The 22,912-nt window shown below is 71.0% G+C and carries 17 protein-coding genes; 8 read left to right on the top strand and 9 right to left on the bottom strand.

What is annotated here, in order from left to right:
- The first annotated feature begins 21 nt into the window (after positions 1 to 21).
- Together OG303_RS13085 and OG303_RS13080 are read left to right on the top strand one after the other, a co-directional pair.
- Positions 22 to 1,290: an alginate lyase family protein gene (locus OG303_RS13085; RefSeq protein WP_405868050.1), complete on the top strand. Its 1,269-nt coding sequence runs from the start codon at positions 22 to 24 to the stop codon at positions 1,288 to 1,290.
- A gap of 110 nt (positions 1,291 to 1,400) precedes the next feature.
- On the top strand, positions 1,401 to 2,987 hold the full coding sequence (locus tag OG303_RS13080) for a carboxylesterase/lipase family protein (protein ID WP_405868048.1): 1,587 nt from the start codon (positions 1,401 to 1,403) through the stop codon (positions 2,985 to 2,987).
- Between the two features lie 25 nt (positions 2,988 to 3,012).
- Here OG303_RS13080 and OG303_RS13075 read toward each other — a convergent pair whose 3' ends face one another.
- The 4 genes from OG303_RS13075 to OG303_RS13060 form a co-directional block, all read right to left on the bottom strand.
- Positions 3,013 to 4,068 carry a LacI family DNA-binding transcriptional regulator gene (locus OG303_RS13075; RefSeq protein WP_405868046.1) on the bottom strand — a complete coding sequence of 352 codons (1,056 nt, stop codon included), beginning with the start codon at positions 4,066 to 4,068 and terminating at the stop codon, positions 3,013 to 3,015.
- Positions 4,069 to 4,183: 115 nt separating this feature from the next.
- On the bottom strand, positions 4,184 to 5,104 hold the full coding sequence (mmuM, locus tag OG303_RS13070) for a homocysteine S-methyltransferase (RefSeq protein WP_405868044.1): 921 nt from the start codon (positions 5,102 to 5,104) through the stop codon (positions 4,184 to 4,186).
- 115 nt (positions 5,105 to 5,219) lie between these two features.
- The gene (locus OG303_RS13065; protein ID WP_405868043.1) at positions 5,220 to 6,179 is read right to left on the bottom strand and encodes a DnaJ C-terminal domain-containing protein; all 960 of its coding nucleotides are present in this window, start codon (positions 6,177 to 6,179) and stop codon (positions 5,220 to 5,222) included.
- A 92-nt stretch (positions 6,180 to 6,271) separates the two neighbouring features.
- Positions 6,272 to 8,386 (bottom strand): autotransporter, encoded by a 2,115-nt coding sequence (locus OG303_RS13060; protein ID WP_405877239.1) that lies wholly within the window; start codon positions 8,384 to 8,386, stop codon positions 6,272 to 6,274.
- Positions 8,387 to 8,591: 205 nt separating this feature from the next.
- On the opposite strand from OG303_RS13060, the gene OG303_RS13055 reads away from it, so the two are divergent.
- Positions 8,592 to 9,701, top strand: coding sequence for a family 43 glycosylhydrolase (locus OG303_RS13055; protein WP_405868041.1), 1,110 nt, complete (start codon positions 8,592 to 8,594; stop codon positions 9,699 to 9,701).
- 1 nt (position 9,702) lies between these two features.
- Positions 9,703 to 11,115, top strand: coding sequence for an RICIN domain-containing protein (locus tag OG303_RS13050; RefSeq protein WP_405868039.1), 1,413 nt, complete (start codon positions 9,703 to 9,705; stop codon positions 11,113 to 11,115).
- A gap of 27 nt (positions 11,116 to 11,142) precedes the next feature.
- Here the strand turns inward: OG303_RS13050 and OG303_RS13045 are convergent, their stop codons facing one another.
- Complete coding sequence (locus OG303_RS13045) at positions 11,143 to 12,822, bottom strand: rhamnogalacturonan lyase B N-terminal domain-containing protein (protein WP_405868037.1); 1,680 nt, start codon at positions 12,820 to 12,822, stop codon at positions 11,143 to 11,145.
- A gap of 201 nt (positions 12,823 to 13,023) precedes the next feature.
- Between OG303_RS13045 and OG303_RS13040 the strand changes: the two genes are divergently transcribed.
- From OG303_RS13040 to OG303_RS13030, 3 genes are all read left to right on the top strand, one after another.
- Entirely contained in the window at positions 13,024 to 14,070 is a 1,047-nt protein-coding gene (locus OG303_RS13040; RefSeq protein WP_405868035.1) for a rhamnogalacturonan acetylesterase, read from the top strand.
- Between the two features lie 105 nt (positions 14,071 to 14,175).
- Complete coding sequence (locus OG303_RS13035) at positions 14,176 to 15,882, top strand: DUF2264 domain-containing protein (RefSeq protein WP_405868033.1); 1,707 nt, start codon at positions 14,176 to 14,178, stop codon at positions 15,880 to 15,882.
- Positions 15,883 to 15,888: 6 nt separating this feature from the next.
- Complete coding sequence (locus tag OG303_RS13030) at positions 15,889 to 17,841, top strand: PE-PGRS family protein (RefSeq protein WP_405868031.1); 1,953 nt, start codon at positions 15,889 to 15,891, stop codon at positions 17,839 to 17,841.
- A gap of 14 nt (positions 17,842 to 17,855) precedes the next feature.
- On the opposite strand, the gene OG303_RS13025 is transcribed toward OG303_RS13030, so the two are convergent.
- From OG303_RS13025 to OG303_RS13015, 3 genes are all read right to left on the bottom strand, one after another.
- Positions 17,856 to 19,244 (bottom strand): hypothetical protein, encoded by a 1,389-nt coding sequence (locus OG303_RS13025; RefSeq protein WP_405868029.1) that lies wholly within the window; start codon positions 19,242 to 19,244, stop codon positions 17,856 to 17,858.
- A gap of 97 nt (positions 19,245 to 19,341) precedes the next feature.
- A complete protein-coding gene (locus tag OG303_RS13020; RefSeq protein WP_405868027.1) occupies positions 19,342 to 20,145 on the bottom strand; it encodes an alpha/beta fold hydrolase in 804 nt (267 codons plus the stop codon).
- A complete protein-coding gene (locus tag OG303_RS13015) occupies positions 20,138 to 20,725 on the bottom strand; it encodes a TetR/AcrR family transcriptional regulator (protein WP_405868025.1) in 588 nt (195 codons plus the stop codon). The genes OG303_RS13020 and OG303_RS13015 overlap by 8 nt, the downstream gene beginning before the upstream one ends.
- Before the next feature lie 96 nt (positions 20,726 to 20,821).
- On the opposite strand from OG303_RS13015, the gene OG303_RS13010 reads away from it, so the two are divergent.
- A complete protein-coding gene (locus tag OG303_RS13010; RefSeq protein WP_405877237.1) occupies positions 20,822 to 21,355 on the top strand; it encodes a kinase in 534 nt (177 codons plus the stop codon).
- A 97-nt stretch (positions 21,356 to 21,452) separates the two neighbouring features.
- Here the strand turns inward: OG303_RS13010 and OG303_RS13005 are convergent, their stop codons facing one another.
- Entirely contained in the window at positions 21,453 to 22,781 is a 1,329-nt protein-coding gene (locus tag OG303_RS13005) for a jacalin-like lectin (protein ID WP_405868023.1), read from the bottom strand.
- Between the last annotated feature and the right edge of the window lie 131 nt (positions 22,782 to 22,912).

The following is a 22,912-nucleotide window of genomic DNA, read 5'->3' as shown; positions in this document are numbered from 1 at the left end:
ACGGATTGGAGTCGCACAAAAATGAGCCGCAAGAGCCGCATTTCCCCCCACCAGTCCCCCGAACAAGGCGAGTTGAGCCGCCGCGGTCTGCTGAAGACCGCCGGCGGTCTCACAGCCGCACTCGCCCTCGGGGGCTCGGCGGCCGCGCTGGCGGGCAGCACCGCCAGCGCGGCACCGTCGACCTGGACCCACCCCGGCATGCTGCACAACGCCGGCGACATCAACCGCGCCAAGGTCAGGGTCGCGGCGGGAACCGACCCCTGGCTGTCCGGCTGGAACAAGCTCACCGCCAACTCCCACTCGGCGTCCACCTGGACCAACCGGGCCACGGCCACGATCATCCGCGGAGGCACCGGACAGAACTACAGCCTGCTCTACAACGACATCGCCGCCGCCTACCAGAACGCCCTGCGCTGGAAGGTCGGCGGCACCGAGGCCAACGCGGCCTGCGCCGCCAAGATCCTCAACGCCTGGTCCACGACACTGACCTCGGTCACCGGCAACGCCGACCGCTTCCTCGCCTCCGGTCTCTACGGCTGGCAGTTCGCGAACGCCTGCGAACTGATGCGGGACTACGGCGACTTCGACCTCGCCGCCGCCCAGGAGATGATGGCCAAGGTCTTCTACCCGCTCAACAACAGCTTCCTGACCAACCACAACGACGCCTGCATCACCAACTACTGGGCCAACTGGGACCTGTGCAACACGGCCTCGATCCTGGCCATCGGGATCCTCAACGAGGACAGCGCCAAGTACGACCAGGCCGTCACGTACTTCAAGTCCGGTGCGGGCAACGGCTCCATCGCGCACGCGGTGCCGTACCTGTACACCGACTCCGACGGCTACGCGCTGGGCCAGTGGCAGGAGTCCGGCCGCGACCAGGGCCACACCGTCATGGGCATGGGCCAGATGGGCGCGCTCTGCGAGATGGCCTGGAACCAGGGCGACGACCTGTACTCGTACGACAGCCGTCGCTTCATGAAGGCCGCCCAGTACGTCGCGAAGTACAACTCCGGCAGCGACGTGCCCTTCACCACCTACACCTGGGGCACCGGGCAGAGCTGCGCCAGCTCGTCCCAGACGGTGATCTCCTCCGCCTCCCGCGGCCAGATCCGCCCCGTGTGGGCGATGCTCCACTTCCACTACAACCGGCGTCTGTCGCTGGACGACAAGTACATCTCGTCCATGTACTACAACCTCGTCGGCACCGAGGGCGGGGGAGGTGACTACGGCTCCGACAGCGGCGGCTACGACCAGCTCGGCTTCGGCACTCTGATGTACGCAAAGTAGTCGTGTACCCCATGTAGCCGCCAAATCGCGCTCTGCACCGGAATACCCGGGCGTCCTGTGGTGCTCTGTTGTTCACGGTGCAGTAGCGCGGTGAGGAGGCTGGTGGGCACATGACGGCAGCAGTCCAGGCAGACCCCGTGGTGAGCACGCCGTACGGGGCCGTACGCGGCCGGTACGAGCACGGGATCGCGGTGTTCCGGGGCATTCCGTACGCCGCGCCCCCCTTCGGCCCCCGCCGGTTCCGGCCGCCCGCGCCGCCCGAGCCCTGGGACGGCGTACGCGACGCGGGCGCGTTCGGGCCGACGCCGCCGAAGCCGCCGTACTCCGAGGCCTTCGCGCGGCTGCTGTCCGACCCGGTCGTGCCGGGTGACGACTGCCTGAACCTGAACGTGTGGACGCCGCAGCCGGACCCAGGGGCCCGGCTCCCGGTCCTGATATGGCTGCACGGCGGCGCCCTGACCAGGGGATCCTCCGCCGTGCCCGTGTACGACGGGCGGACCTTCGCCCGGGACGGCGTCGTCTTCGTCTCGGTCAACTACCGGCTGGGAGTGGAGGGCTACGGCCTGTTCCCGGACGTCCCCGCCAACCCCGGCCTGCGCGACCAGCTCGCCGCGCTGCACTGGGTGCACGAGTCGGTCGCGGCCTTCGGCGGCGACCCGGACCGGATCACCCTCTTCGGCCAGTCGGCGGGGGCGATCAGCATCGGCGCCCTGCTCGCCGCCCCGCAGGCGCAGGGGCTGGTACGACGGGCGGTCCTGCAGAGCGGGCCGCCCGAGGCGTTCGAACGGGACAAGGTGCGGCGCATGGTGCGCCGCATGGCGACCCGGCTGAAGATCCCCGCCACCGCCGCGGCCTTCGCCGACGTCGACCGCGAGCTGCTGCTGCGCACCCAGGCCGAGGTGGGCCGGCTCAGCAGCCCGGTGCTCGGCGGACCGTCCTTCGGGATCGTCGTCGACGGCGACCTCGTCCCCCGCGATCCGCTGGAGGCGCTCGTCGACGGTGACGTGGCGAAGGACGTCGACCTGATGATGGGCTGGACCAGCGACGAGTACCGCCTCTGGCTGGTACCCGGCGGCCTGCTGGAACGCGTCGACCGGCTCGGCGCGGTTGCCCTCGCCGGCGCCATGGCCCGCTGCCACTGCGGCACCGAGGTGCCCCGCGGCTACCGCGCCCTGCACCCGGAGGCCGGCACCGCCGAGATCGTCGGCCAGCTCGTCACCGACCACCTGCTGCGCCTCCCGCTGCACCGCCTGGCCGACGCCCGCCCCGACTCCTCGTACGTCTACGAGTTCGCCTGGCCCTCGACCGTCCCCGACCTCGGTGCCTGCCACGCCCTGGAGCTCGGCTTCGTCTTCGACACGGGCGACGTCCCCGAGTCCCGCAAGCTGGCGGGCGAGGGGGCCCCGCAGGAGCTGGCCGACGCGATGCACGGGGCATGGGTGCGGTTCGCGGTCGACGGGGACCCCGGCTGGGAGCGGTGGAGCGACGCGCATCCCGTACGGATCTTCGTCGCGGGCGAGGAGCACACCGCCCACGGGCCACGGGACGCCGAGCTCGCCCTGTGGGCCGCCGACGCCCTCACCCCCGCGGATTCCACCCCCGCGTCGGCCCTTCTCGACGGTTCGCCCACGCGCGCTACGGAGCTGCGGTCCGTCGTACGGCGTCTGCGTCTGCCCGGCTCGGTCCGCCGGCAGTGACCACGAGCACCAGGACCCGGGGCCGCTACTCCTTCACCGCGGCCACCGAGTCCCGCACCACCACATGCGTCCCCAGTAGCAGATGCTCGGCGGGCGTCTCCGCGGTGCGGCCCAGGGCCGTACGGACGGCGAGGCGGCCCAGTTCCTCGTACGGGACGTGCACCGTGGTCAGGGCGGGGTGCAGGTCGCGGGCGAACGGGATGTCGTCGTAACCGGCCAGTGAGACGTCACCCGGGACGTCCAGGCCCGCCTCGTGCAGGGCGGTCAGCGCGCCGGCCGCGACCATGTCCGTGGCGGCGACCACGGCCGTGAACTCCACCCCCTCCTTCAGAGCCTCGCGCATCAGGCGGTGCCCGGCGTCGCGGGTGAAGTCGCCGTGCAGGAGAAGGGCCGGGTCGGGTTCGAGGCCGCGGGCGCGGTGTGCGGCGAGGTAGCCGCGCTCGCGGCCCTGGGCCGTCGTGTGGTCCGGTTTGCCGCCGAGGAACAGGACACGGCGGTGCCCCTGGGCGAGGACATGGGCGACCAGGGCGAAGGCGCCGCCCTCGTTGTCGTACTCGATGACCGTCACCGGGGCGTCGGGGCCGAGCGGCGGCCGGCCGCACAGCACCAGGCGCGAACCGGCCGACGCCAGCGAGTCGGCCATACGGCGGGTGCGCTCGCGGTACTCCGGGGTGTCGGCGGCGCCGCCCACCAGGATCACGGCGGCGGCGCGCTGGGCGCGCATCATCTCGACGAACTCCAGCTCGTGCCGGACGTCCCCCTCCGTGCTGCACACCAGGCACAGATGCCCGAGCCGGGTCGCCTCGCGCTCCACGCCGTGCGCCATGTGCGCGAACGAGGGTCCGGTGATGTCCTCAAGGACGAAGGCGAGGGTGGGGGTCCCGACGCCCGCGACCGCCTTGGCGCGCGCGTCGGCGACGTAGTCCATCTCGCGCACGGCCTGCATCACGCGCGTACGCGTCGCCGCGCTCACCGGATACACCCCGCCGAGCACGCGCGACACCGTCGACGCGGACACCCCCGCGCGGGCCGCCACATCCCGGATCGTGCCGCGGCTCGCGTCCTCGCTCTTTCTCGTCATACCTGCCTCGCCCCTCTCCCGGGCACCGACGCCCACCCCTCGGGAACTGCGGCAACGCGACGGCAACCGGTTCCCGATCCGGAGGCTAGCAGCGGCACGGGGGAGCCGACAGGAGTTACGCCGCCGTCAGCGTCCGCGCGATCCCGGCGATCGCCTCCGGGCCCACCCGGCAGCACCCGCCGATCAGCCGGGCCCCGGACGTCCGCCAGCCCGTCACCTGCTCGGGCGTGAAGGAGGAGCGGCCGGTCCAGGCGCGGGCCCCGGCGTCCCAGGCCTCGCCGCTGTTGGGGTAGACGACGACCGGCTTGCCGGTGACGCGGGCAGCGGTCTCGACGGCACCCTCGACGTCCTCGGGGGCGCAGCAGTTGACGCCGACCGCGATCACCTCGTCCGCGTCGGCGGCGAGGGCGAAGGCCTCGTCCAGCGGCTGACCGGCCCGTGTCCGCCCACCGTCGACCGTGTACGACAGCCAGGCGGGTACCCCCAGTCCGCGGACCGCCCGCAGCAGCGCCGCCGCCTCGTCGGTGTCGGGCACCGTCTCCAGCGCCAGCACGTCGGGACCGGCCGCGGCCAGCACCTCCAGGCGGGGCCGGTGGAAGCGCTCCAGCTCGTCGACGCTCAGTCCGTACCGCCCCCGGTACTCGGAACCGTCCGCGAGCATCGCCCCGTACGGGCCGGCGGACGCCGCCACCCACAGCGGCCGTACGACCCCCTTCGCCTGCGCCTGCCGCGCCGCCTCGCGGGCCGACTCCACGCTCAGGGCGAGGAGTTCGGCAGCCCTCTCCCGGCTGATGCCGCGCTTGGTGAAGCCTTCGAACGTGGCCTGGTAGCTCGACGTGATCGCCACGTCCGCACCCGCCTCGAAGTAGGCGAGGTGCGCCTCGGTGATCGCCTCGGGCCGCTCGGCGAGCAGCCGCGCCGACCACAGCTCGTCACTCAGATCGTGCCCGGCGGCCTCGAGCTGGTTGGACATACCGCCGTCGAGCACGACGGTGCGGGTGGCGAGGGCTGCGGCGAGGGTGATGGTGCGGGTCATGGGGTCGACGGTAGTCGAGCCGGAGCCGGTCACCACGCCGGAGCCGCCTCGGCCTGCGGCCGAGACGTCCACGCAGGCCCTGTGGAGCAGCGGGCGGTGAGGTGCGGTCGGCCGTTCAGGTGTCGCGCAGAATGCCGGTGGCGTCGAGCCGGGTGAGGTCGATGCGGATCCGCCCGTTGCTCAACGCGCGGGCCGCGAGAGCCAGTTCCTCCCACTGCGCGCCGGTGAGCGCACGAGCGTCGGCGACGGGCCTGCGTGGGCTGCCGTCCGTGCACACCGCCCAGAGCGAGACGACGGAGTCGTGGCTGCCGTAGTCGAAGCCCAGGTCGGCGATCTCCTCCCAGCGGAGGGCCAGACGGGTCCGCCAGCGGGCGCCGGTGTGGCTGCGCATCTCGTCCCGCACGACGATGCCGGACGCGGCCACGGTGAACTCGGTGTCCCGCTTGCGGGTGCGGACGGTGACCGGGTTCCCAGACGGCGGTTGCGCTTCGCTGCGATACGGCGTCCGCTGTGGCGTCGGCCTCGGTCGATCCGGCAGGTGCGGTTCCCGGTCGTGCGGGGGAGTTCCCTCGTTCCCGACCCGGAAGGACAGCCGGAGGTCTCCGTCCGAACGGCCCCGTCCTCCGGGGGCTCCGCTCCCGGGCACCGTCAGGGTGGCCCCGTGCCGCACGCCTGCCGGGACCTTGATCTCACGGGTCAGCCGGCCGACCGCACCGAGCCCGGTGCCCAGGCACCTCCAACACGCCCTGCGTCGGCGCCGGCCCCCGCCGCCGCATCCGGGGCACAGCGGCCGTGCGGTCAGCGGGACTCTGGCGGTCACACCCCGCAGCGCCTGGTCGGAGGTCAGTCGTACGACGGCGTCCACGCTCCGGGGCTGCCGCAGCCGCGCGTCACGGCTGTCCAGCACACGGGCTCCGACGACGAGAGCCGTGCCGACGAGCATGCCGACGCCGCCCAGGAACCACATCCCGGCACTCCGCCGAACGACGAGCGGCGCCACGGCACCTAGGGTGAACACCAGGGACCCGACGGCCACGACCGCGTGCCGCACCGCCCGGCTCGACCCGTTGCCCATGACCCCGCCCTCTCACCGCCGAAGACGCCCCCTCACTCCGGTGACGTTCCCCGGCCGGGTCACGGTTGCAAACCCCCGGTCACTCAAGGGAGTTACGGCCGCCCGTGCGCCGAATGCCGCCCACCCCTCCGCCGCCCGCTCCGCCCCCGCCTGACCGCCGGTATCACGAGACCGATGAGCAGTCCCACGGCCAGAACGTACGGCCACCAACCCAGGCCGCTGCTCGCCGTGTTCGATGTGCGGGGGTCGGCGGCCGCCGCCGTGCCGGACGTGGACGGGTCCGGGGCGGCGGCGGGGGAGTGGCTCGCGGTGGTCGCGGTCAGGGTGACGTCGTTGCCGTCGCCGCCGCGGTAGGAGATGCGGTACGTGGTGTCGGCGAGCTTCAGGCGGGCGCCTTCCGCGAGCCCCTTGAACGTGCCCGTGGTCTTCGACTTCCCCGCGTGATCGAGGACGGTGATCTTGCGGGCAGGCTTCGTCCCGGCGGCCGACAGGTCGAGGTCCCCCGCCAGCCGGACCGCCCCGCCGACCTTCAACGGCCGTTCGCCCAGGACGAGTTCGCCCTTCGCGTGCTGCGTGTAGGCGCCGGAGACGGTGACGCAGCCCGCGACCACGCCTTCGTTGGTCACCGCTCCCTTCACGGTGCCCTTGCCGGTCAGAGCGGTGGCCACCCGCAGGCCGGCCGCCCCCACGTCCAGCCGCGACCCCGCCGAGGTCAGCCGAATCGCCTTGCTCCGTACGAGAGTTGCGCCGTCCCGGAGCGCCAGCGTGCCCTTCCTGACGGTCGTCGTCCCGGTGTACGTCACCGCGCTCCCCGTCAGCGTCGCCGTCGCGGCGCCCGACTGGACGAGCGCGCCCGAGCCGCTGATCCGGGACAGCGACACGGGAGTCGAGGCGTTCTGCACGACGAGCGTCCCGTCGTTCAGCACCCGGCGGCGTGCCGTTCCCGTCATCAGCGAGCCGTCGCCGCTGCCCGCCCCCAGGCCCAGCCGCAGCACCGCGCCCTTGCGAATCGTCGTGGAGCCGTCGTAGTACTGCTTCGCCGCGAACGTCACGTCGTTCCCGCGCGTCCCCGCGATGACGACGTCCCCGGCGCCGGGCGCGGCGAGGGTGTCGTGGTACCTGCCGCCGCCGATCGGGGCGCCGAGGGTGACGGGGCCGTCGTAGGCGAAGGTCAGCTTCGAGCGGCGGCCGCTCTTCTCGTGCATGTTGATGTAGACGGTGTCCTTGGTGCCCGGCATGAAGATCTGGTGGGTCGTGCCGTCACCCCACTGCACGTCCGCGCCCTCGATGTTGGTGCCCCGCTTGTTCAACTGGTGGGCGATCGCACGCCAGTTGAGGTTCCGGTCGCTGAGCGAGGGGTTCGTGTCACCGCCCCGGTCGCTGTAGCTGTACTGGCCGGTGAGCACGACCTTGCTGCCTGGCCGGGTGTGCACGTTGACGTCGCTGCCGTACGCGCGCTGGTAGAAGTTCTGGCGCAGCGTGATCGTCTGGTAGAGCGGGGTGTCGATGATCCAGGAGCCCTGGTTGAGGATCGCACGCGCGTGGGGGAGGGCGACCGGGTACTCGGGGCGGCCGACCGCCATCCCCGTGCCGTTGTCGATCACACCGGAGAAGGGGTGGGTGCCGGCCAGGTCGAGGGTGCCCCACATGTTGCGGGGCTGGGTGACCAGGCCCGAGCCGCTGATGGTGCCGATGTTGAACGTGCGGGTGAGGGAGAGGCGGAGCGTGCCGTCGACCCGGACGTTGAGTTGGTTGAGCTGGTAGCCCGGCGTGCTGTACGGGAAGTGGCCGATCAGGCCGGTGCCGCCGCCGGTGCCGTACTGCAGGGTCGTCCCGCGCTCGACCGTGATCGCGGCCGCGTCGGGGTTGGTCACCGTGGTGTACGGGTGGTTGCCGCCCTGCGTCTTCACGACCTGGTGCTGCCGCGCCTTCGGGAGCGTGAAGTCACTGTCCTTGGTGAGGACCAGCGTCCCGCCGCCGCGCACGGTGAGCGTGCCCTCGCCGCGGAACACCCCGTCGTACGTCGTCGTCCCGGACGGCACGGTGACCACCGTGTCGCCGGTGAGCGTCACGTCCCGGTCGGCGAGTACGTCGGCGGTGACATCGCGGGCGCCGGCCGCCGCTGCCGGGGGAGCGGTGGCGAGCAGGGCGGCTACCGCCGCGAGGGCTCCGGCGACGGCTGCTGTCTTGTGGGTATGGCTGTGCACGAGAGTGGAGACGGCCGGGTGCGGCGTCGATAACAGAAAAAGCACGGCCGATACGGAAAAGCGGTGCCCAGGACGGACGCGTTGGAAAGCGCTCTCTAAATGTCCCGTCCGACCCGTTGACCTCCTCGTTCCACACCCTTACCTTTCCAGCGTTCGTAATGACAGATCTTGTTCGTTATCCCGAACGCCTCTGAGAGGCAACCGTATGAGCCGCGATGACGACCTCCCCAAGGTCCTCCCCGTCCCCAGCCGCCGCCTGATGCTCAAGGGAGCCGCCCTGGCCGCGGGCGCCCTGGCAGCCACACCGGCCGTGGCCACCGCCGCCCCGACCCGGAAGGCAGCGCCGTTCGTGAACCCGCTCGTCCGTCAGCGTGCCGACCCGTACATCCACCGGCACGCCGACGGCCACTACTACTTCACGGCCACCGTCCCCGAGTACGACCGCATCGTCCTGCGCCGCTCCCGCACCCTGAACGGTCTTGCGACCGCCGCCGAGTCCGTCGTCTGGACGAAGCACGCCACCGGTTCGATGGGCGCGCACATCTGGGCGCCGGAGATCCACCGCATCGGCGGCAAGTGGTACGTCTACTTCGCCTCCGCGCCCGCCGAGAGCGTGTGGGACATCCGCATCTGGGTCCTGGAGAACGCCAACCCCGACCCGTTCAAGGGGACTTGGGTGGAGAAGGGACAGGTCAGAACGGCCTGGGAGACCTTCTCGCTCGACGCCACCACCTTCGCCCACCGGGGCAGCCGCTACCTCGTCTGGGCCCAGCACGAGCCCGGCATGGACAACAACACCGCCCTCTGGATCTCGAGGATGGCGAACCCGTGGACCCTGACGGGTCCTCAAGTCCGGCTCTCCACACCGGAGTACGACTGGGAGTGCATCGGCTACAAGGTCAACGAGGGCCCCGCGGTCCTCGCCCGGGGCGGTCGGCTCTTCCTGTCCTACTCGGCCAGCGCCACCGACCACCACTACTGCATGGGCCTGCTGACCGCCGACGCGAACGCCGACCCGATGGACCCCGCGAACTGGTCCAAGTCGCCGACCCCCGTCTTCACCAGCAGCGACACCACCAAGCAGTACGGTCCCGGCCACAACTGCTTCACGGTCGCCGAGGACGGTCGCAGCGACGTCCTCGTCTACCACGCCCGCCAGTACAAGGAGATCACCGGCGACCCCCTGAACGACCCCAACCGCCACACCCGGATCCAGAAGCTGGGCTGGAACCGGGACGGCAGCCCCGACTTCGGCATCCCCGTGGCAGACACGGCGACGGACACCGCCGCCGACTCGGTGAAGGAGAGTGTCTGAGATGAGACGTGCGTACGCGGTACTGCTCGCCCTCTGTCTGGCGCTGGCCGCCGCCCTCGTGACCGCGGGCCCGGCGCAGGCCGCCGCCCAGACCGTCACCAACGGCGTCCAGTTCAGCGACACTTCGGGCAACGTCGTCCACGCCCACGGCGGCGGGGTCATCAAGGTCGGCTCGTACTACTACTGGTTCGGTGAGGACCGCAACTCCGACAACACCTTCAAGTACGTGGACGCCTACCGCTCCACCGACCTGAAGAACTGGGAGTTCAGGAACCACGTCCTGACCCAGTCCAGCGCCTCCGAGCTGGGCACCGCCTACATCGAGCGGCCCAAGGTCATCTACAACGCCTCCACCGGCAAGTTCGTGATGTGGATGCACAAGGAGAACGGCACCGACTACAGCCAGGCCCGCGCCGCCGTCGCCGTCTCCTCCACGATCGACGGGAACTACACGTACCAGGGCAGCTTCCAGCCGCTCGGCCAGTACATGTCCCGGGACATCACGACCTTCGTCGACACCGACGGCACCGGCTACATGGTCTCGGCGGCCAACGAGAACTACGACCTGCACATCTACAAGCTCACCGCCGACTACACCGCCATCGACAGCCTGGTCGCCAACCCCTGGCCGGGCGGCCATCGCGAGGCACCGGCGCTGTTCAAGCGCAACGGCGTCTATTTCATGCTGACTTCGGGCGCCACCGGCTGGAGCGCCAACCAGCAGCAGTACGCCACCGCGACCTCCCTGTCCGGCCCCTGGACGTCGTGGACCAACGTCGGCGACTCCACGGCGTACAACTCGCAGACCGCGTACGTCCTCCCGGTCACCGGGACTTCGGGCACCTCGTACCTCTACATGGGCGACCGCTGGGGCAACTCCTTCGGCGGGACCGTCAACGACTCGCGCTACGTCTGGCTGCCGCTGACCTTCCCGAGCTCGACCTCGATGTCCATGTCCTGGTACCCGGAGGTCACCGTCGACACGGCCGCCGGGACCGTCTCCGGCACGAGCGCCACGTACAACACGCTGATCGCCCGGCACAGCGGCAAGTGTGCCGACGTGACCAGTCAGTCGCTGTGGCAGGGCGCGCAGATCAAGCAGTACGACTGCAACGGTGGCACCAACCAGAAGTACTGGTTCAAGTCCCTCGGCAGCGGCTACTACCAACTGGTGGTCAGGAACAGCTCCCTGTGCGTGCAGGAGAACGCGAGCACGGTCACCCAGGAGAACTGCAGCAGCACGGCCACCACCCAGCAGTGGTCGCTGACCACGTCCGGCTCCTACGTCAACGTCGTCTCCCGCGCGAGCGGCGAGTGCCTGGACGTGTCCGGCGCGTCCACCGCCAACTCCGCCGCGATCATCACGTACACCTGCAGCGGAGCGACCAACCAGCAGTGGACGCGCGGAACCTGACGTCGGATCACATGGGGTGGGAACCGATCAGGGCAGCAGGTCGATCGCGTCGATCGAGGTGCCCGCGCTGAGGAAGGACGTCGTCCCCGAACCGCTCGCCACATAGATCTTCAGCGTGTTGTACGCGCCGGTGTCCGTCAGCCAGGCGGACGCCGGCACGCTGTAGGTGAACGTGTAGTTGTTGCCCCGGTAAGAGCCCACGGTCAGCGACCGGGTGCTCGGCTGGGAGGGCGGCGAGGGGACGGCGGAGGTCCAGGTGTCGTTGACGACGACCTGCGGCCTGCCGTTCGCGTAGGCCGTCGTCACGCCGATGCGCAGGGTGTGCGCGGCGGCGGCCTGGGCGGCGGTCAGCTTGAAGTAGACGATGATGCCGCTGTTGACGTCCTTCCACAGATAGCAGGGGAAGGCCGAGGTCTCGGAGCCGCTGCCGATGACGACGTTGCCGGTCCAGGACGCGGCCCGGCTGTCGGACGGATGCGCGTACGTCATCAGGTCCGCGTTCTTGAACCCGCTCGGCGAGCCGTTCCAGTCGCCGATCCGCCAGATCGCGCTCGCGTTGCCCGGGTCGTTGGAGGACGGGATCGCGAGGGTGTTGAGCGTGGTCGTGCCGCCCGCGGTGACCGTCACCGAGGTGGTGTGGACGGCCAGTTCACCCTTGAAGACGGTGAGTGTGTACGTCCCCGGCAGGATGCCCTCGACGGAGAAGTAGCCGTCGGAGGAGCGGGCCGAACCCCAGTACTGCGCGGCCGAGTTGGCGAGCCCGACGGTGTAAGGGAACGCCGTGTTGCGCCCGGTGATCCCGACGCCGGCGACCTTGCCCCGGCCGCTCGCCGCGACGTACCCGGACATGCCGAGCGAGTCCGCCCACGAGGTGGTGAGGTTCCCGTGGTACAGCGCGGAGGAGGGCGCGCCGCCGTCCGTGAAGGCGATGACGTACGGGCCCTGCAGGCCGAAGCGCTGGGACTCCGTCTGGTTCTCGCCGTAGTAGAGGATCTCGTACAGGCCGCCGCCGTCGGCGCTCTGGTGCCGCAGCAGGGAGCGGTAGAAGGGGCCGCCGGAGGCCTTCTCGTGGTTGGAGCGCACGACGTACAGGCCAACGCTCCCCGTCGTCCAGCCGGTGTAGTCGTAGTCGATGACCCGCACCTTGGAGTAGTGCTTCGAGCGGGTCTGGCCGTCGGACTTCTCGAACACGTCCGAGGCCTCGATGGTGGTCGGCGCGTAGGTGTACGAGTCGGGCTCGTCGTTGAGGAACTTGCCCGCTTGGACGCGCACGATGTAGCGGGTCGCGCTGACCGAGGTGTCGGCCTTGTTGGTCCACAGGTAGACGTTGTTCTCGCCGCTGCGGGCCGCGTAGTAGTGCCGAAGCGTGCCGTGGGCGACGGAGATCAGGATCGTCGAACCGGACTGCTTGAGGCTCACCGTGGAGGTGCCCAGGCCGGATTCGATGTGCGAGTTCTTACCGCCGTAGCCCTGGTACTCCGTGCCCTTGTAGACCAGCGAGGTCAGGTCGCCGTTGGTCTTGCTGACCTTGAAGACCAGGCTTGCGCCGGTGTCGACGACGTAGTTCGACCCGTCGTCGCTCCAGCCGAAGGTCGCGGCCGACGCCGGGGCGGCGAGCGGCCCGGCGAGGGCGGCCGTCCCGGCGGCGGCAGCGGAACCGAGGACGAAGGTACGGCGGCCGACCGCTCTGTTCGCGGTGTCGGACATGGGGGTGCCTCCTTCGGAAGCTGTGGGGGTGCGAGTGGTTGTGAGAGTGACAGTTGAATCGATTTCGCGAAAGGGCTTTCGCGCGCTGGAGGTTGGCAATCTTGTGAAATTGGCGCAAGGGCTAGAAAGCGCTTGCCAACAGCGGTACGGTCCCAGCCGCCAGGCCTTGTCGTCCGCTCGTTTCCTCGGAGGGATTCGCGAATGAGACGTTTCAACCTCGCCGTGCTGGCGGCGCTGACGCTGAGCGCCGGCCTGACCGCCGTACCGGCCCAGGCCCACGCGGGAGCGACGCCCCTGGGCATCGACAACTGCACCGCCGGCGCCTGCCACTTCGACGTCCCGCCCGGCACCTACGACGTGCGGGTCCTCCTCGGCGGCGAGACCGCGTCGAGCACCGCCGTCAGTGGCGAGACCCGGCGCTCCCTGCTCCCCGAGACGCCCGCCGCGGCCGGCGAGCGGGTGGCCCGCAGCTTCACCGTGAACGTCCGCACGCCGGAAGGGGAGCCGACCGGCCCGGACGGGACCCCCGGCCTCGACCTGGTGCTCGGCGGCTCGGCCCCCGCGCTCGCCGACATCCGCGTCACCCCGGCCGCGGCCCACACCCGGCAGATCTTCCTGGTCAGCGACTCCACGGTGTGCGACCAGCCCGCCGCCCCGTACTCCGGCTGGGGCCAGCAACTGCCGCAGTACCTCCGCAAGGGCCTGTCCGTCGCCAACTACGCGGACTCCGGCGAGAGTACGGTGACGTATCTGCAGAATCCTCAGCTCTGGGCCACCGTCCAGCCGCTGATCCGCCCCGGCGACCTGGTCCTGATCCAGCTCGCCCACAATGACAAGACCACCGACGAGGCGACGTACCGCGCCAATGTGGAGACACTGGTGGCGGGTGTACGGGAGAAGGGCGGGAGGCCGGTGCTGGTGACTCCCATCGTGCGGCGCTGGTTCAATGCCGACGGCACCCTGAACAACGACACCGCGCTGCTGGTCAACAGCCTCGGCGTGGACCATCCTGCTGTCATCCGCTCGGTCGCCGCGGCACGGCACGTTCCGCTGATCGACCTGACGGCGAAGACGAAGGCGCTGGTGGAGTCCCTGGGAGTCGAGGGCTCCAAGGCGATCTATCTGTACAACGAGAAGAAGGACAACACCCACACCTCCGTCCACGGCGCCACGGTGTACGCAGGACTTGTCCGCGACGCACTTGTCGCCCAGCATCTGGTGCCGAAGGGCCTGGTGCGGGTGGGATGAACTCCTGGGGCGTCTCGACCGGAACCGGGGCGCCCCAGGTTCCCCCCTTCGTCCGTTGCCGGGTCCCACGCTTCGCGCGTGGCCGCAAGCCCTGAAAGTGAGCCGATGCACCTGCCCTCCGACGACCGCACCCTGAGCCCGCACAGCGGCTGCACCCGCGCCCACTGGGAGGCGGCCGCCGACGCCCTGCTCGCCGCGGTCGAGCCGTACGCCGCGGAGGGCGGCGCGCTCTACCACCTCCCCGGCGACCGGGCGAGCTGGTCCGGCCGGCTCTCCGACGGCCTGGAGGGCTACGCCCGTACGCTGCTCGCCGCGGCCTTCCGGCGCGACGAGACCGCGCTGCAGCGGTACGCCGAGGGACTCGCGGCCGGCGTCGCGGGCGTCTGGCCCCGGATCGAGGACCGCAGTCAGCCCCTGGTCGAGGCGGCCTCGATCGCCCTCGCGCTGCGACTGACCCGCCCGCTGCTGTGGGACCGGCTGGACGAAGGCGTACGACAGCGGGCGGCCGCCTGGCTCGGGGACGCGCTGACCGCCGAAGCCTGGCCCTGCAACTGGGAGTTGTTCCCGGTGACGGTGGGCGGATTCCTCGACGAGATCGGTTACGAGACCGAGGCCGCCCGCAAGGCGATCGAGCGGGGCCTCACGCGGATCGAGGAGTGGTACGTCGGCGAGGGCTGGTACACCGACGGAGACGGCCGCAAGTTCGACTACTACAACGGCTGGGCGATGCACCTCTACCCGGTGCTGCACGCGTGGCTGGCGGACGACGCCGGGCTGCTCGACCTGTACGGCGGCCGGCTCTCCCGTCATCTGGACGACTACGCCCGCCTGTTCGGCGGCGACGGCGCCCCGATGCACCAGGGCCGCAGCCTCACCTACCGGTTCGCGACGACGGTCCCGCTGTGGCTGGGTGCGCTGACCGGACACACGCCGCTGTCGCCGGGGGAGACGCGCAGGCTGGCCTCCGGGGCGCTGAAGTACTTCCTGGAGCGGGACGCGGTGGATTCCCGCGGCCTGCTCACGCTCGGCTGGCACGGCCCCAACCCGGCTGTTCTGCAAGGCTATTCGGGCCCCGCGTCCCCGTACTGGGCGAGCAAGGGCTTCCTCGGCCTCCTCCTGCCGCCGGACCACCCGGTGTGGACGGCGCGGGAGGAACCGGGCCCGGCCGAGCGCTCCGACGCGCTCACGGCGCTCGCTCCTCCCAACTGGCTGTTGCAGTCGACGAGTTCGGACGGTGTCGTCCGCCTCCACAACCACGGCAGCGAGGACGTCCGTTACGACCCGTACTACACGCGCCTCGCCTATTCGACGGTGACGGAGCCCGCTTCGTCGTACGACAACAGCGTGATCGTGGGCGACGATCCGAGCCGGACGGAGATCGTGCCGTTGGGCGTGGGGGACGGGTGGGTGGCTTCGCGGCACACGGCGGGCGGGGGTGCGCGGGTGACCAGTGCGGTGCTGGCGCGGGGGGCTGTGGAGGTGCGGGCCCATCTGGTCGCGGGTGCGGATCCCGGGACGCCGGTGCGGGTGACCGGGTGGGCGGCGGGAGAGGGGCTGAGGGCCGAACTGCTGCCCGCGGTCGGCCTGTCGGACGCGCTCACCGGGGTCACCGGCGACGGGGACACGCTCTTCGTCGCGCTGGCCCGGCTCACCGGTGAGACGGATCCCGTGCCGCTGGAGGAGACGGTGACCGTGCGGGTCGACGGGGCCGGGGAGCTGACCGTGCGCTGGAGCGAAGGGCCCGAGGTGCGGGTCCTGCTCGGCGGATCCCGAACCGAGATCGTCGTGGAGGAGTCCCGTCCGGCAGGATGAGGCCTCATGACGACGGGGAGAGACGAGCTCGCGGAGCTGTTGCGGCGGGCCGGGCTGGAGATCGTGGGGGACGGCCGGGGCGAGGCGGTGCTGCCGCCCTGGGCCGCCTGGCGTGAGGTGGTGGCAGCGGAGGCCGGACCGACGGTGACCGTGGCGGGGGACCCGTCGGCCGCGGTGAACGCCGAGTGGTATCGACTGGCCACCGCGACCGGGATCCTGGCCGCGGACGGGGTGTTCCTGATCGACGTGGCCGAGGACTGCGCCCGCACGGGGCGGCATCGGTCCTGGACGCGGGTTCGGCTCGGCGGTGACTGGGACCTTGCCGGTGTGCTGGGTACGGAGTTCGTCACGGTGGCGGTGGACGGGGACGCCCTGGTGGGCGTCACGGCAGAGGAGGACTCCGTCCGGTTGGTCGCCGTCGACCGGATCCGGGAACGGCAGGAGGAGGCCGCGCGGGCGGCCGTACGGGAGACGCCCGAGGAGCGGGCCGAGGCCTGGGCGGCGCTGCTGCGGGAGCCCGGCCCCGATGCGCGGACCGGCGAGCAGTGGGCGCACGGACTCGTGGACAACCGGTCCACGCCCAAGGACGTACGGTCCGGTCTGCTGGGCAAGTCGCCGTACTTCCTGTACCGCAACCTGCCACCGGCCGACGTGGACGCGGTCATCGACCACCCGGACTGGAAGGTCCGGTCGTCGGCGGCCGACATGCAGGTCATGACACCCGAGCAGTGGGCCCGCCTGATCCTCGGGGAGCAGGAGGAGCGCCGCCGCTGGGCGCTCACCCTGATGGCCGGGGACCGGCGCGCCGAGCTCGCCGAGGACGTCTGCCGTCGGCTCGCCGCCGACCCGTCCGCCCGGGTCCGCGCGGAGGCCACCCGGCTGCGGGGCCTGCCCGCGTCCGTGGCGGCCGAACTGACCACCGACCCCGAACCCGCCGTACGGGCCATGGCCTGCACGGCGGCCTGGCCGCACCTGGACGTCCCGGCACGGGAGGCGCTCCTCACCGACTCCGAGCCGAAGGTGCGCAAGGCGGCCCGGCACGAGCACCACCGGGAGCACCCGCTGCCGTTGTCGGTCTTCGAGACCGAGGATCTCGGCACGGACATGCTGAGCAGCCATCGCCTGGAGCGCGACCTCGCCGAGCACCTGGCGCGGCACGGGGAGCAGCCCGAGCGCCGCGCCCTCGGCCGCAGTCCGCACCTGCCCCCGGACCTGGTCGCCCTGCTCGCCCAGGACAGCGATCCCCGGGTCCGTTTCGCGGTGTCCGTCCGCCCCGACATCACCGAGGAACAGCGCACCGCCATCCCGATCGACTTCGATCCGGGTGTCCGCCATCACGAGCTCGACTGGGTGCTGGCCCTGCACGACGACCCCGACGCCATGCGCCGCCTGGCCGCCTCCTCGCACCCGCTCGTGCGCAGAAGCGTGGCCCGGGCCCGCCGCCTGCCGCCGGACGTCGTCGAACGCCTGGCCAAGGACGAGGACCGGGTCGTCCACCTCTTCCTCGCCGAGTCCTGCGACGACGCGCCCGCCGACGTGCTGCTCGGGGTGTGGCAGTGGTGGACCGGCAGCCTCACCCGCCCCGACCGTCCGCGCGGCCACCCGAACTTCCCCCGCGCCGGTCTGCTGCGGTACGCCGAAGACCCGGACCCGCGCCTGCGCCAACTGGCCCTGGACGACCCGGAGTCGACACCCGGGCTGGTCGAGCGGCTGAGCCGGGACCCCGACACCGAGGTTCGCTACCGCGCCGCGAGCGACCCACGGCTCACGGCCGCCTCCGCGGTACGGCTCCTCGACGATCCCGTCGACCATATTCGGCACAGAGTCGTCCGGCACCCGGACCTGCCGGCCCACGTCCTGACCGGCCTGCTGCGCAACCCCGACACGGCACGGACGGCCGCCGGCCATCCCGCGCTGCCCGTCGAGGTGCTGCGCTGGATGGCCGGGCGGCTGTCCTAACCCGGTTGTGGGCATCAGGGCGTGAGGCGGGCGATCCTCAGCGTCTTCGAGGTCGGGGAGGCACCGTTCAGCGCCGAACCGTACGACGGCGTGACCGGGACGTACGCCCAGGTCAGCGTGCCGTTCGCGGAGACGGCGATGTCACCGGTGATCCGCGCCTGCACGACCTTGTCCGCACTCTGGAACTTCCCGTTCCAGTCGATGAGCCGCAGATGCGTGCCCGTGAAGGTGCCGGTGCAGGTGCCGGCCTTGCACTTGGCGTTCTTCAGCGACTCCCAGGACAGCAGGAGCTTGTCCTTGCCGTACGGGGCGAGGTGCACGTTGACGTGTTCCGTGCCCTTGGTGTTGGACAGGCGGATCGCCTTGCCGGGGCCGGAGTTGCGGTTCTTGAGGAAGGCGACCGCCACCTGGTGGGTGCTGGTCTGCGGCGTGACCGACCAGCCGCGGCCGGAGGAGTCGGCGGGGTTCTTCTTGGCGGAGGCGGCGCCGCGGGAGGCGAAGGCGGTGGCGTAACGGCCGGTGGAGGACTTCACCAGGTCGCCGGTACGGCTCGGGAACGTGCCGCCGCAGTACCCCGCCCAGCACTGCTCGCGCTGCACCACCGGGGCCACGTCCGGGGCGCCGATGCCCGTCGACACGAACAGGCCGGAGCGCCAGTCGTCGAAGCAGAGGGAGGTGAAGGCGCCGGACTTCTCGGCGTGCAGCGCGATGCCCTCGTTGTGGCTGCAGCCCCAGCTCCAACCGCCGCTCAGCTTCGAGCCCTTGGCGCTGATGTACGACAGCTTGTCGCCGAAGTGCCCGTCGGCGAAGCCGCCCGCGCCGTGCACGACGAAGTACGCGCCGTACTTGGAGCCGTTCCAGGTGAGTTGGCCGTCGAGTCCCGGGGAGGTGTCGTGGGTGGCCGTGCTGGTGAGCTTGGTGCGGAAGGTCTGCTTGCCGTTCGTGTAGCGGACGATCGCGGCCGCGGTCTCCTTCCACTTGTTGGTGTCGGAGACCCGGGTCAGCAGCGCGAAGCCGTTGTTGTGCGCGACCAGACCGCCGACCTCCTTGGTGCCCTTGACGACGGTGTCCGCACCCGAGCGCTTGCCCGCGGAGGTCAGCGGGGTGACGTGGACGCCGTCGGAGGCCGGCCAGGCCACGCGCAGGGTGCCGTTCGGGGCGACCGCGGTCGCCGTCCGCGTCCACTCGCGCTCGTTGTTGTAACCGGCTGACAGATAGGGGAACTTGGCCGACAGACTCACCGTGTTCGTGGTGACCGCGAGGCTGCTCGTGGCGGTCGTCGCGGCACCGGCCGTGGCGTACCAGGCGCCGCCGAGCGCTGCCGTCGCGGCGAGTCCGGCGATGAGGGGCCTACGGGCGGCCCGGACCCGGCGGTGAGTTGTCGTGCGTCTTGCAGATGTCATGTCCCCTGGTCGCCGCCGGTCGATCAAAGGTTGCCGCACGTGTTCCCGGACACGTGACGTCCGCGAAGCTTCAAGTCCAAGTGGTCAGCGGGGCATGTCAGTCGCCGACCGGAACCAGCGTCTTGGCGAGCCGCTCGGCGAAGGCGACGGGATGCTCGGCCACTCCGACGTGCCCGCCGGGGAACTCCACGAAGCGGCTGCCGGTGCGCTCGGCGAGGAACTCGGCCGTGCGGTGCAGGAGTTGACCTCGGGAGTCGGAGCCGGCGGCGAGGGTGAGGCGAGCGGAGGCGGCGGTGAGTGAGGCGAGTTCGGGCCGGTACGAGCTGAACTGCCTGAGCACGTGAGCGAGGAAGAGGGCCATGGGCTTGGCCAACTCCTGGTCCCGCGACAGGGGTTGACCCACCGGACGCCTCTCCTGCTCCTCCGGCTCCTGCCCGGTCAGCCCTGCGCCCAGCCGGGCGGCGGCCGCCTGCAGACCGGCCGCGCGATAGGTGTCGTACACCTCCTGGAACATGGCCTGCTGCCGCGCTCCGTCGGGCAGGACCCCCACGCACGGCGGCTCGTGCGCGACGACGTGGTGCAGCCGCTCCGGATGCCGGGCGAGCAGGTCGAGGACGGCGATACCGCCGGAACTGGTCCCGAGGACGTAAGCGGAATCGCCCTCGGCGAGGACCTCGTCGAGCACCCGGCGCGCCCCGTCGCTCCACTCCTCCACCCGCTGGTCGCCGACGGGCTCTCCGAGCCGCCCGTGGGCGAGCCCGAGGGGGTCGTACGTCACGACGGTGAAGCGGTCGGCGAGTACGTCCGTCATCGGGTCGAACCCCATGGGGTGGCCGGCACCACCGGGGACGACCAGGAGGACGGGTCCGCTGCCCCGTACGTCGTAGTGGAGGTCAGTCATGGTCCTGCTTTCCTTCCCGTGGCCAGTGTTCGAGCGTGATGTGCAGGGCGTCGACGACCTTGTCCCACGACCTCTGTACGTCGCGCGGGGCGCCGAAGCCGCCCGCGGCCTCCAGGGCGCAGTAGCCGTGGAACGTGCTGCGCAACAGGCGTACGGCGTCGGTGAGGTCGGGCTCTTCGAGGCCGTAGGCGCGGAGCATGCCGTAGGTGATCTCGGCGGTGCGGCGGAAGACGGGGGAGTCGACGATCAGGGACTGGTCGATACGGATCTGGGTGGCGGCGTACCGTCCCGGCCGCTCCAGCGCGAACTCCCGGTAGGCGCCGGCGAAGGCGGCGAGCGCGTCCTTGCCCGCCCGTCCCGCCACGGCGGCGGCGATCCGGTCGATCATCTCGGCACCGGCCGACAGCGCGAGGCGGGTGCGCAGGTCCCGGAGGTTCTTGACGTGCGAGTAGAGACTCGCGTCCTTCACGCCGAAGTGGCGGGCCAGGGCGGAGAGCGTGACGTTCTCGAAGCCGACGTCGTCGGCGAGATCCGCCGCGGTGGCGACGATGCGGTCGGCGGTGAGACCGGCTCTGACCATGGGTGTACGCGATCTCCGACGAGAGAAACCTAGGACTCCTAGGTAACACCCTAGCCCACACAGGTTGCCGTCCGCAGTCGATAAAGTGCCCGGATGATGGTGGGCACCGAAGAGACCAGACTGGTCGTCCTGCGCGGAAACAGTGCCTCGGGGAAGTCGTCGGTCGCGGCCGGCATCCGTGACCGGTTCGGGAGGGGGGTGGCGCTGGTCGGTCAGGACAACCTGCGCCGTGTCGTCCTGCGCGAACGCGACCGCCCCGGAGCGCCGAACATCGGCCTGATCGACACCGTCGCCCGATACGCCCTCGACGCCGGCTACCACGTGGTGGTCGAAGGCCTCCTCTACGCCGACCGCTACGGCGACATGCTCGCCCGACTGCGCGCCGACCACCGCGGCGCGACGCACGCCTACTACCTGGACGTCCCGTTCGAGGAGACCCTCGCCCGCCACGCCACCAAGCCACAGGCGAAAGAATTCGGGGAGGCGGAGCTGCGCTCCTGGTACCGGCCGCTGGACCTTCTGCCGGGGGGTGTGGAGACGGTGATCGGTGCCGGCAGCGCGCTTGCGGAGACCGTCGACCGCATCATGCGGGCCACGGGCCTGGCCGGTCTGTCTGCAGACGCGCGCTGACTCGGCGGGACCGGCAGGAGGACGTGATGGCGGCGGTCGTTGCGATCGCCGCCATCATGTCCCGTCCCGTGAGCTTCAACTAGACATGGCCGGTAGGTCAGTTGATCGGCGCGTACAGCACGCCGAGCTTGTCGATCTCGTCCCCGGCCCGTCCCGTGAAGCCGACGATCTGCCAGCCCGAGGGTGCCGTGAAGGTCGCCGTGTCCGAGGTCGCCGTGCCGGACGACAGGGTGCGGCCCTTGTCCGTGGTGAACGCCGCCGAGAAGATCCGTGTGCGGTCATCCTTCTGACCCTGCGTCAGCTTCACCGACGTGAGGTGTTCGCCGGACGCGAGCGTCAGGGAGGTCGCCGTGCCGCCCGTTCCGCCGTGGGTCAGGGTCGCGGGGCCGTCGTGGGTCAGGGAAACCGCGTCCAGGCGGGCGCCGCCGCGCAGGGTGAGGGTGCGGGGGGCGACGGTGGCCGGCAGGTCGTCCGCGTCGTTGAAGGCCGTGCCGTGCGGGCCGCCGAAGAAGTCGCTTGCCTTCAGGGAGGAGTTGAGGGCGTACGAGAAGTCGACGGTGTGCGGGAAGTGGTCGGAGAGGTTGCCGCCGGAGGAGTCCAGGAACGACGCCCACTCGTTGTTGTAGCGCGTGGCATTCAGGGAGAGCAGCTTGCTGCCGCGGTAGAGGACCTTGTCCACGACCTCGCAGTCGTTCGTCGGGGCCGTCGTCGGGCAGAGCAGCGGGTCCGCGCCCTGGGCCGGTGCCGTACCGCCCTTCACCAGCTTCACCCACGCGTCGGTCAGGCCGTTGTCGTCCACCAGGGTGCGGATGTTGTCGCCGGTGCGCGTGTAGCGGGTGTTCGTGTCACCCATGACGATCACCGCGTTGCCCGCCGAGTTCGCCTGGATGAAGTCCGAGAGCTGCTCGATGTTGGCGCGGCGGGCGGCGAGCGCGTCGTCGGTGTCGTCCGCGTTGGGGTGGGCGTTGTACAGGTCGAGGAAGACGCCCTCGGCCAGCCGCACCCGGGCGAGCGTGAAGCCCTTCGGGGTCAGGCAGTTGGTGCCGGTGCAGTCGTTCCACTTCACCCGCTCGAAGTCCTCGAAGGGGTAGTTCGAGAGGGTGTTGAGGCCGTCGCCTATGCCTGCCCCGCCGCTGGTCGCGGTGCGGTACGGGTGGTTGTCGTCCGCGTACAGCGCCGCGTGGTAGTTGAAGTCCTCCTGGACGTTCACGATGTCGTACGGCGCCAACCGCGGTGAGATCAGCGGGGTGTTGGTCGCCGGATGGCTGGAGCTGAGGCCTTCGGGGAGGCCGGCGACGTTGTAGGTGAGCACGTCGAACGAGCCGGTGGTGGCGCTCGTGGCCGCGGCGGCGGGTGAACTGCCGGTGGCGGCCAGGCCGGTGAGGGCCAGCGCGGCGGCCGCGAGGGTGCCGATCAGTCGTCTCATGGTGGGGGTGTCTCCGGTCGGGGGGATGGAGGAGGTCGACACCGAACATGAACGATGCTCAGGTTCGGTGTCGACTAGTGTGGCCGGAAAGGGCTTTCGTGGAAACATTGAAGGGCGAGTTCACCGCGGCC

This window comes from Streptomyces sp. NBC_00005 (genome assembly GCF_045160215.1).
Lineage (GTDB): Bacteria > Actinomycetota > Actinomycetes > Streptomycetales > Streptomycetaceae > Streptomyces.
Note: the sequence above shows the minus strand (reverse complement) of the source record. Positions and strands in the feature narration are given on the sequence as shown.

Bases quoted from the DNA above. Each gene is read 5' to 3' on its own strand.
- OG303_RS13085 (WP_405868050.1), top strand. From the start codon at position 22: ATGAGCCGCAAGAGCCGCATTTCCCCCCACCAGTCCCCCGAACAAGGC.
- OG303_RS13080 (WP_405868048.1), top strand. From the start codon at position 1,401: ATGACGGCAGCAGTCCAGGCAGACCCCGTGGTGAGCACGCCGTACGGG.
- OG303_RS13075 (WP_405868046.1), bottom strand. From the start codon at position 4,068: ATGACGAGAAAGAGCGAGGACGCGAGCCGCGGCACGATCCGGGATGTG.
- mmuM (WP_405868044.1), bottom strand. From the start codon at position 5,104: ATGACCCGCACCATCACCCTCGCCGCAGCCCTCGCCACCCGCACCGTC.
- OG303_RS13065 (WP_405868043.1), bottom strand. From the start codon at position 6,179: ATGGGCAACGGGTCGAGCCGGGCGGTGCGGCACGCGGTCGTGGCCGTC.
- OG303_RS13055 (WP_405868041.1), top strand. From the start codon at position 8,592: ATGAGCCGCGATGACGACCTCCCCAAGGTCCTCCCCGTCCCCAGCCGC.
- OG303_RS13050 (WP_405868039.1), top strand. From the start codon at position 9,703: ATGAGACGTGCGTACGCGGTACTGCTCGCCCTCTGTCTGGCGCTGGCC.
- OG303_RS13045 (WP_405868037.1), bottom strand. From the start codon at position 12,822: ATGTCCGACACCGCGAACAGAGCGGTCGGCCGCCGTACCTTCGTCCTC.
- OG303_RS13040 (WP_405868035.1), top strand. From the start codon at position 13,024: ATGAGACGTTTCAACCTCGCCGTGCTGGCGGCGCTGACGCTGAGCGCC.
- OG303_RS13035 (WP_405868033.1), top strand. From the start codon at position 14,176: ATGCACCTGCCCTCCGACGACCGCACCCTGAGCCCGCACAGCGGCTGC.
- OG303_RS13030 (WP_405868031.1), top strand. From the start codon at position 15,889: ATGACGACGGGGAGAGACGAGCTCGCGGAGCTGTTGCGGCGGGCCGGG.
- OG303_RS13025 (WP_405868029.1), bottom strand. From the start codon at position 19,244: ATGACATCTGCAAGACGCACGACAACTCACCGCCGGGTCCGGGCCGCC.
- OG303_RS13020 (WP_405868027.1), bottom strand. From the start codon at position 20,145: ATGACTGACCTCCACTACGACGTACGGGGCAGCGGACCCGTCCTCCTG.
- OG303_RS13015 (WP_405868025.1), bottom strand. From the start codon at position 20,725: ATGGTCAGAGCCGGTCTCACCGCCGACCGCATCGTCGCCACCGCGGCG.
- OG303_RS13010 (WP_405877237.1), top strand. From the start codon at position 20,822: ATGGTGGGCACCGAAGAGACCAGACTGGTCGTCCTGCGCGGAAACAGT.
- OG303_RS13005 (WP_405868023.1), bottom strand. From the start codon at position 22,781: ATGAGACGACTGATCGGCACCCTCGCGGCCGCCGCGCTGGCCCTCACC.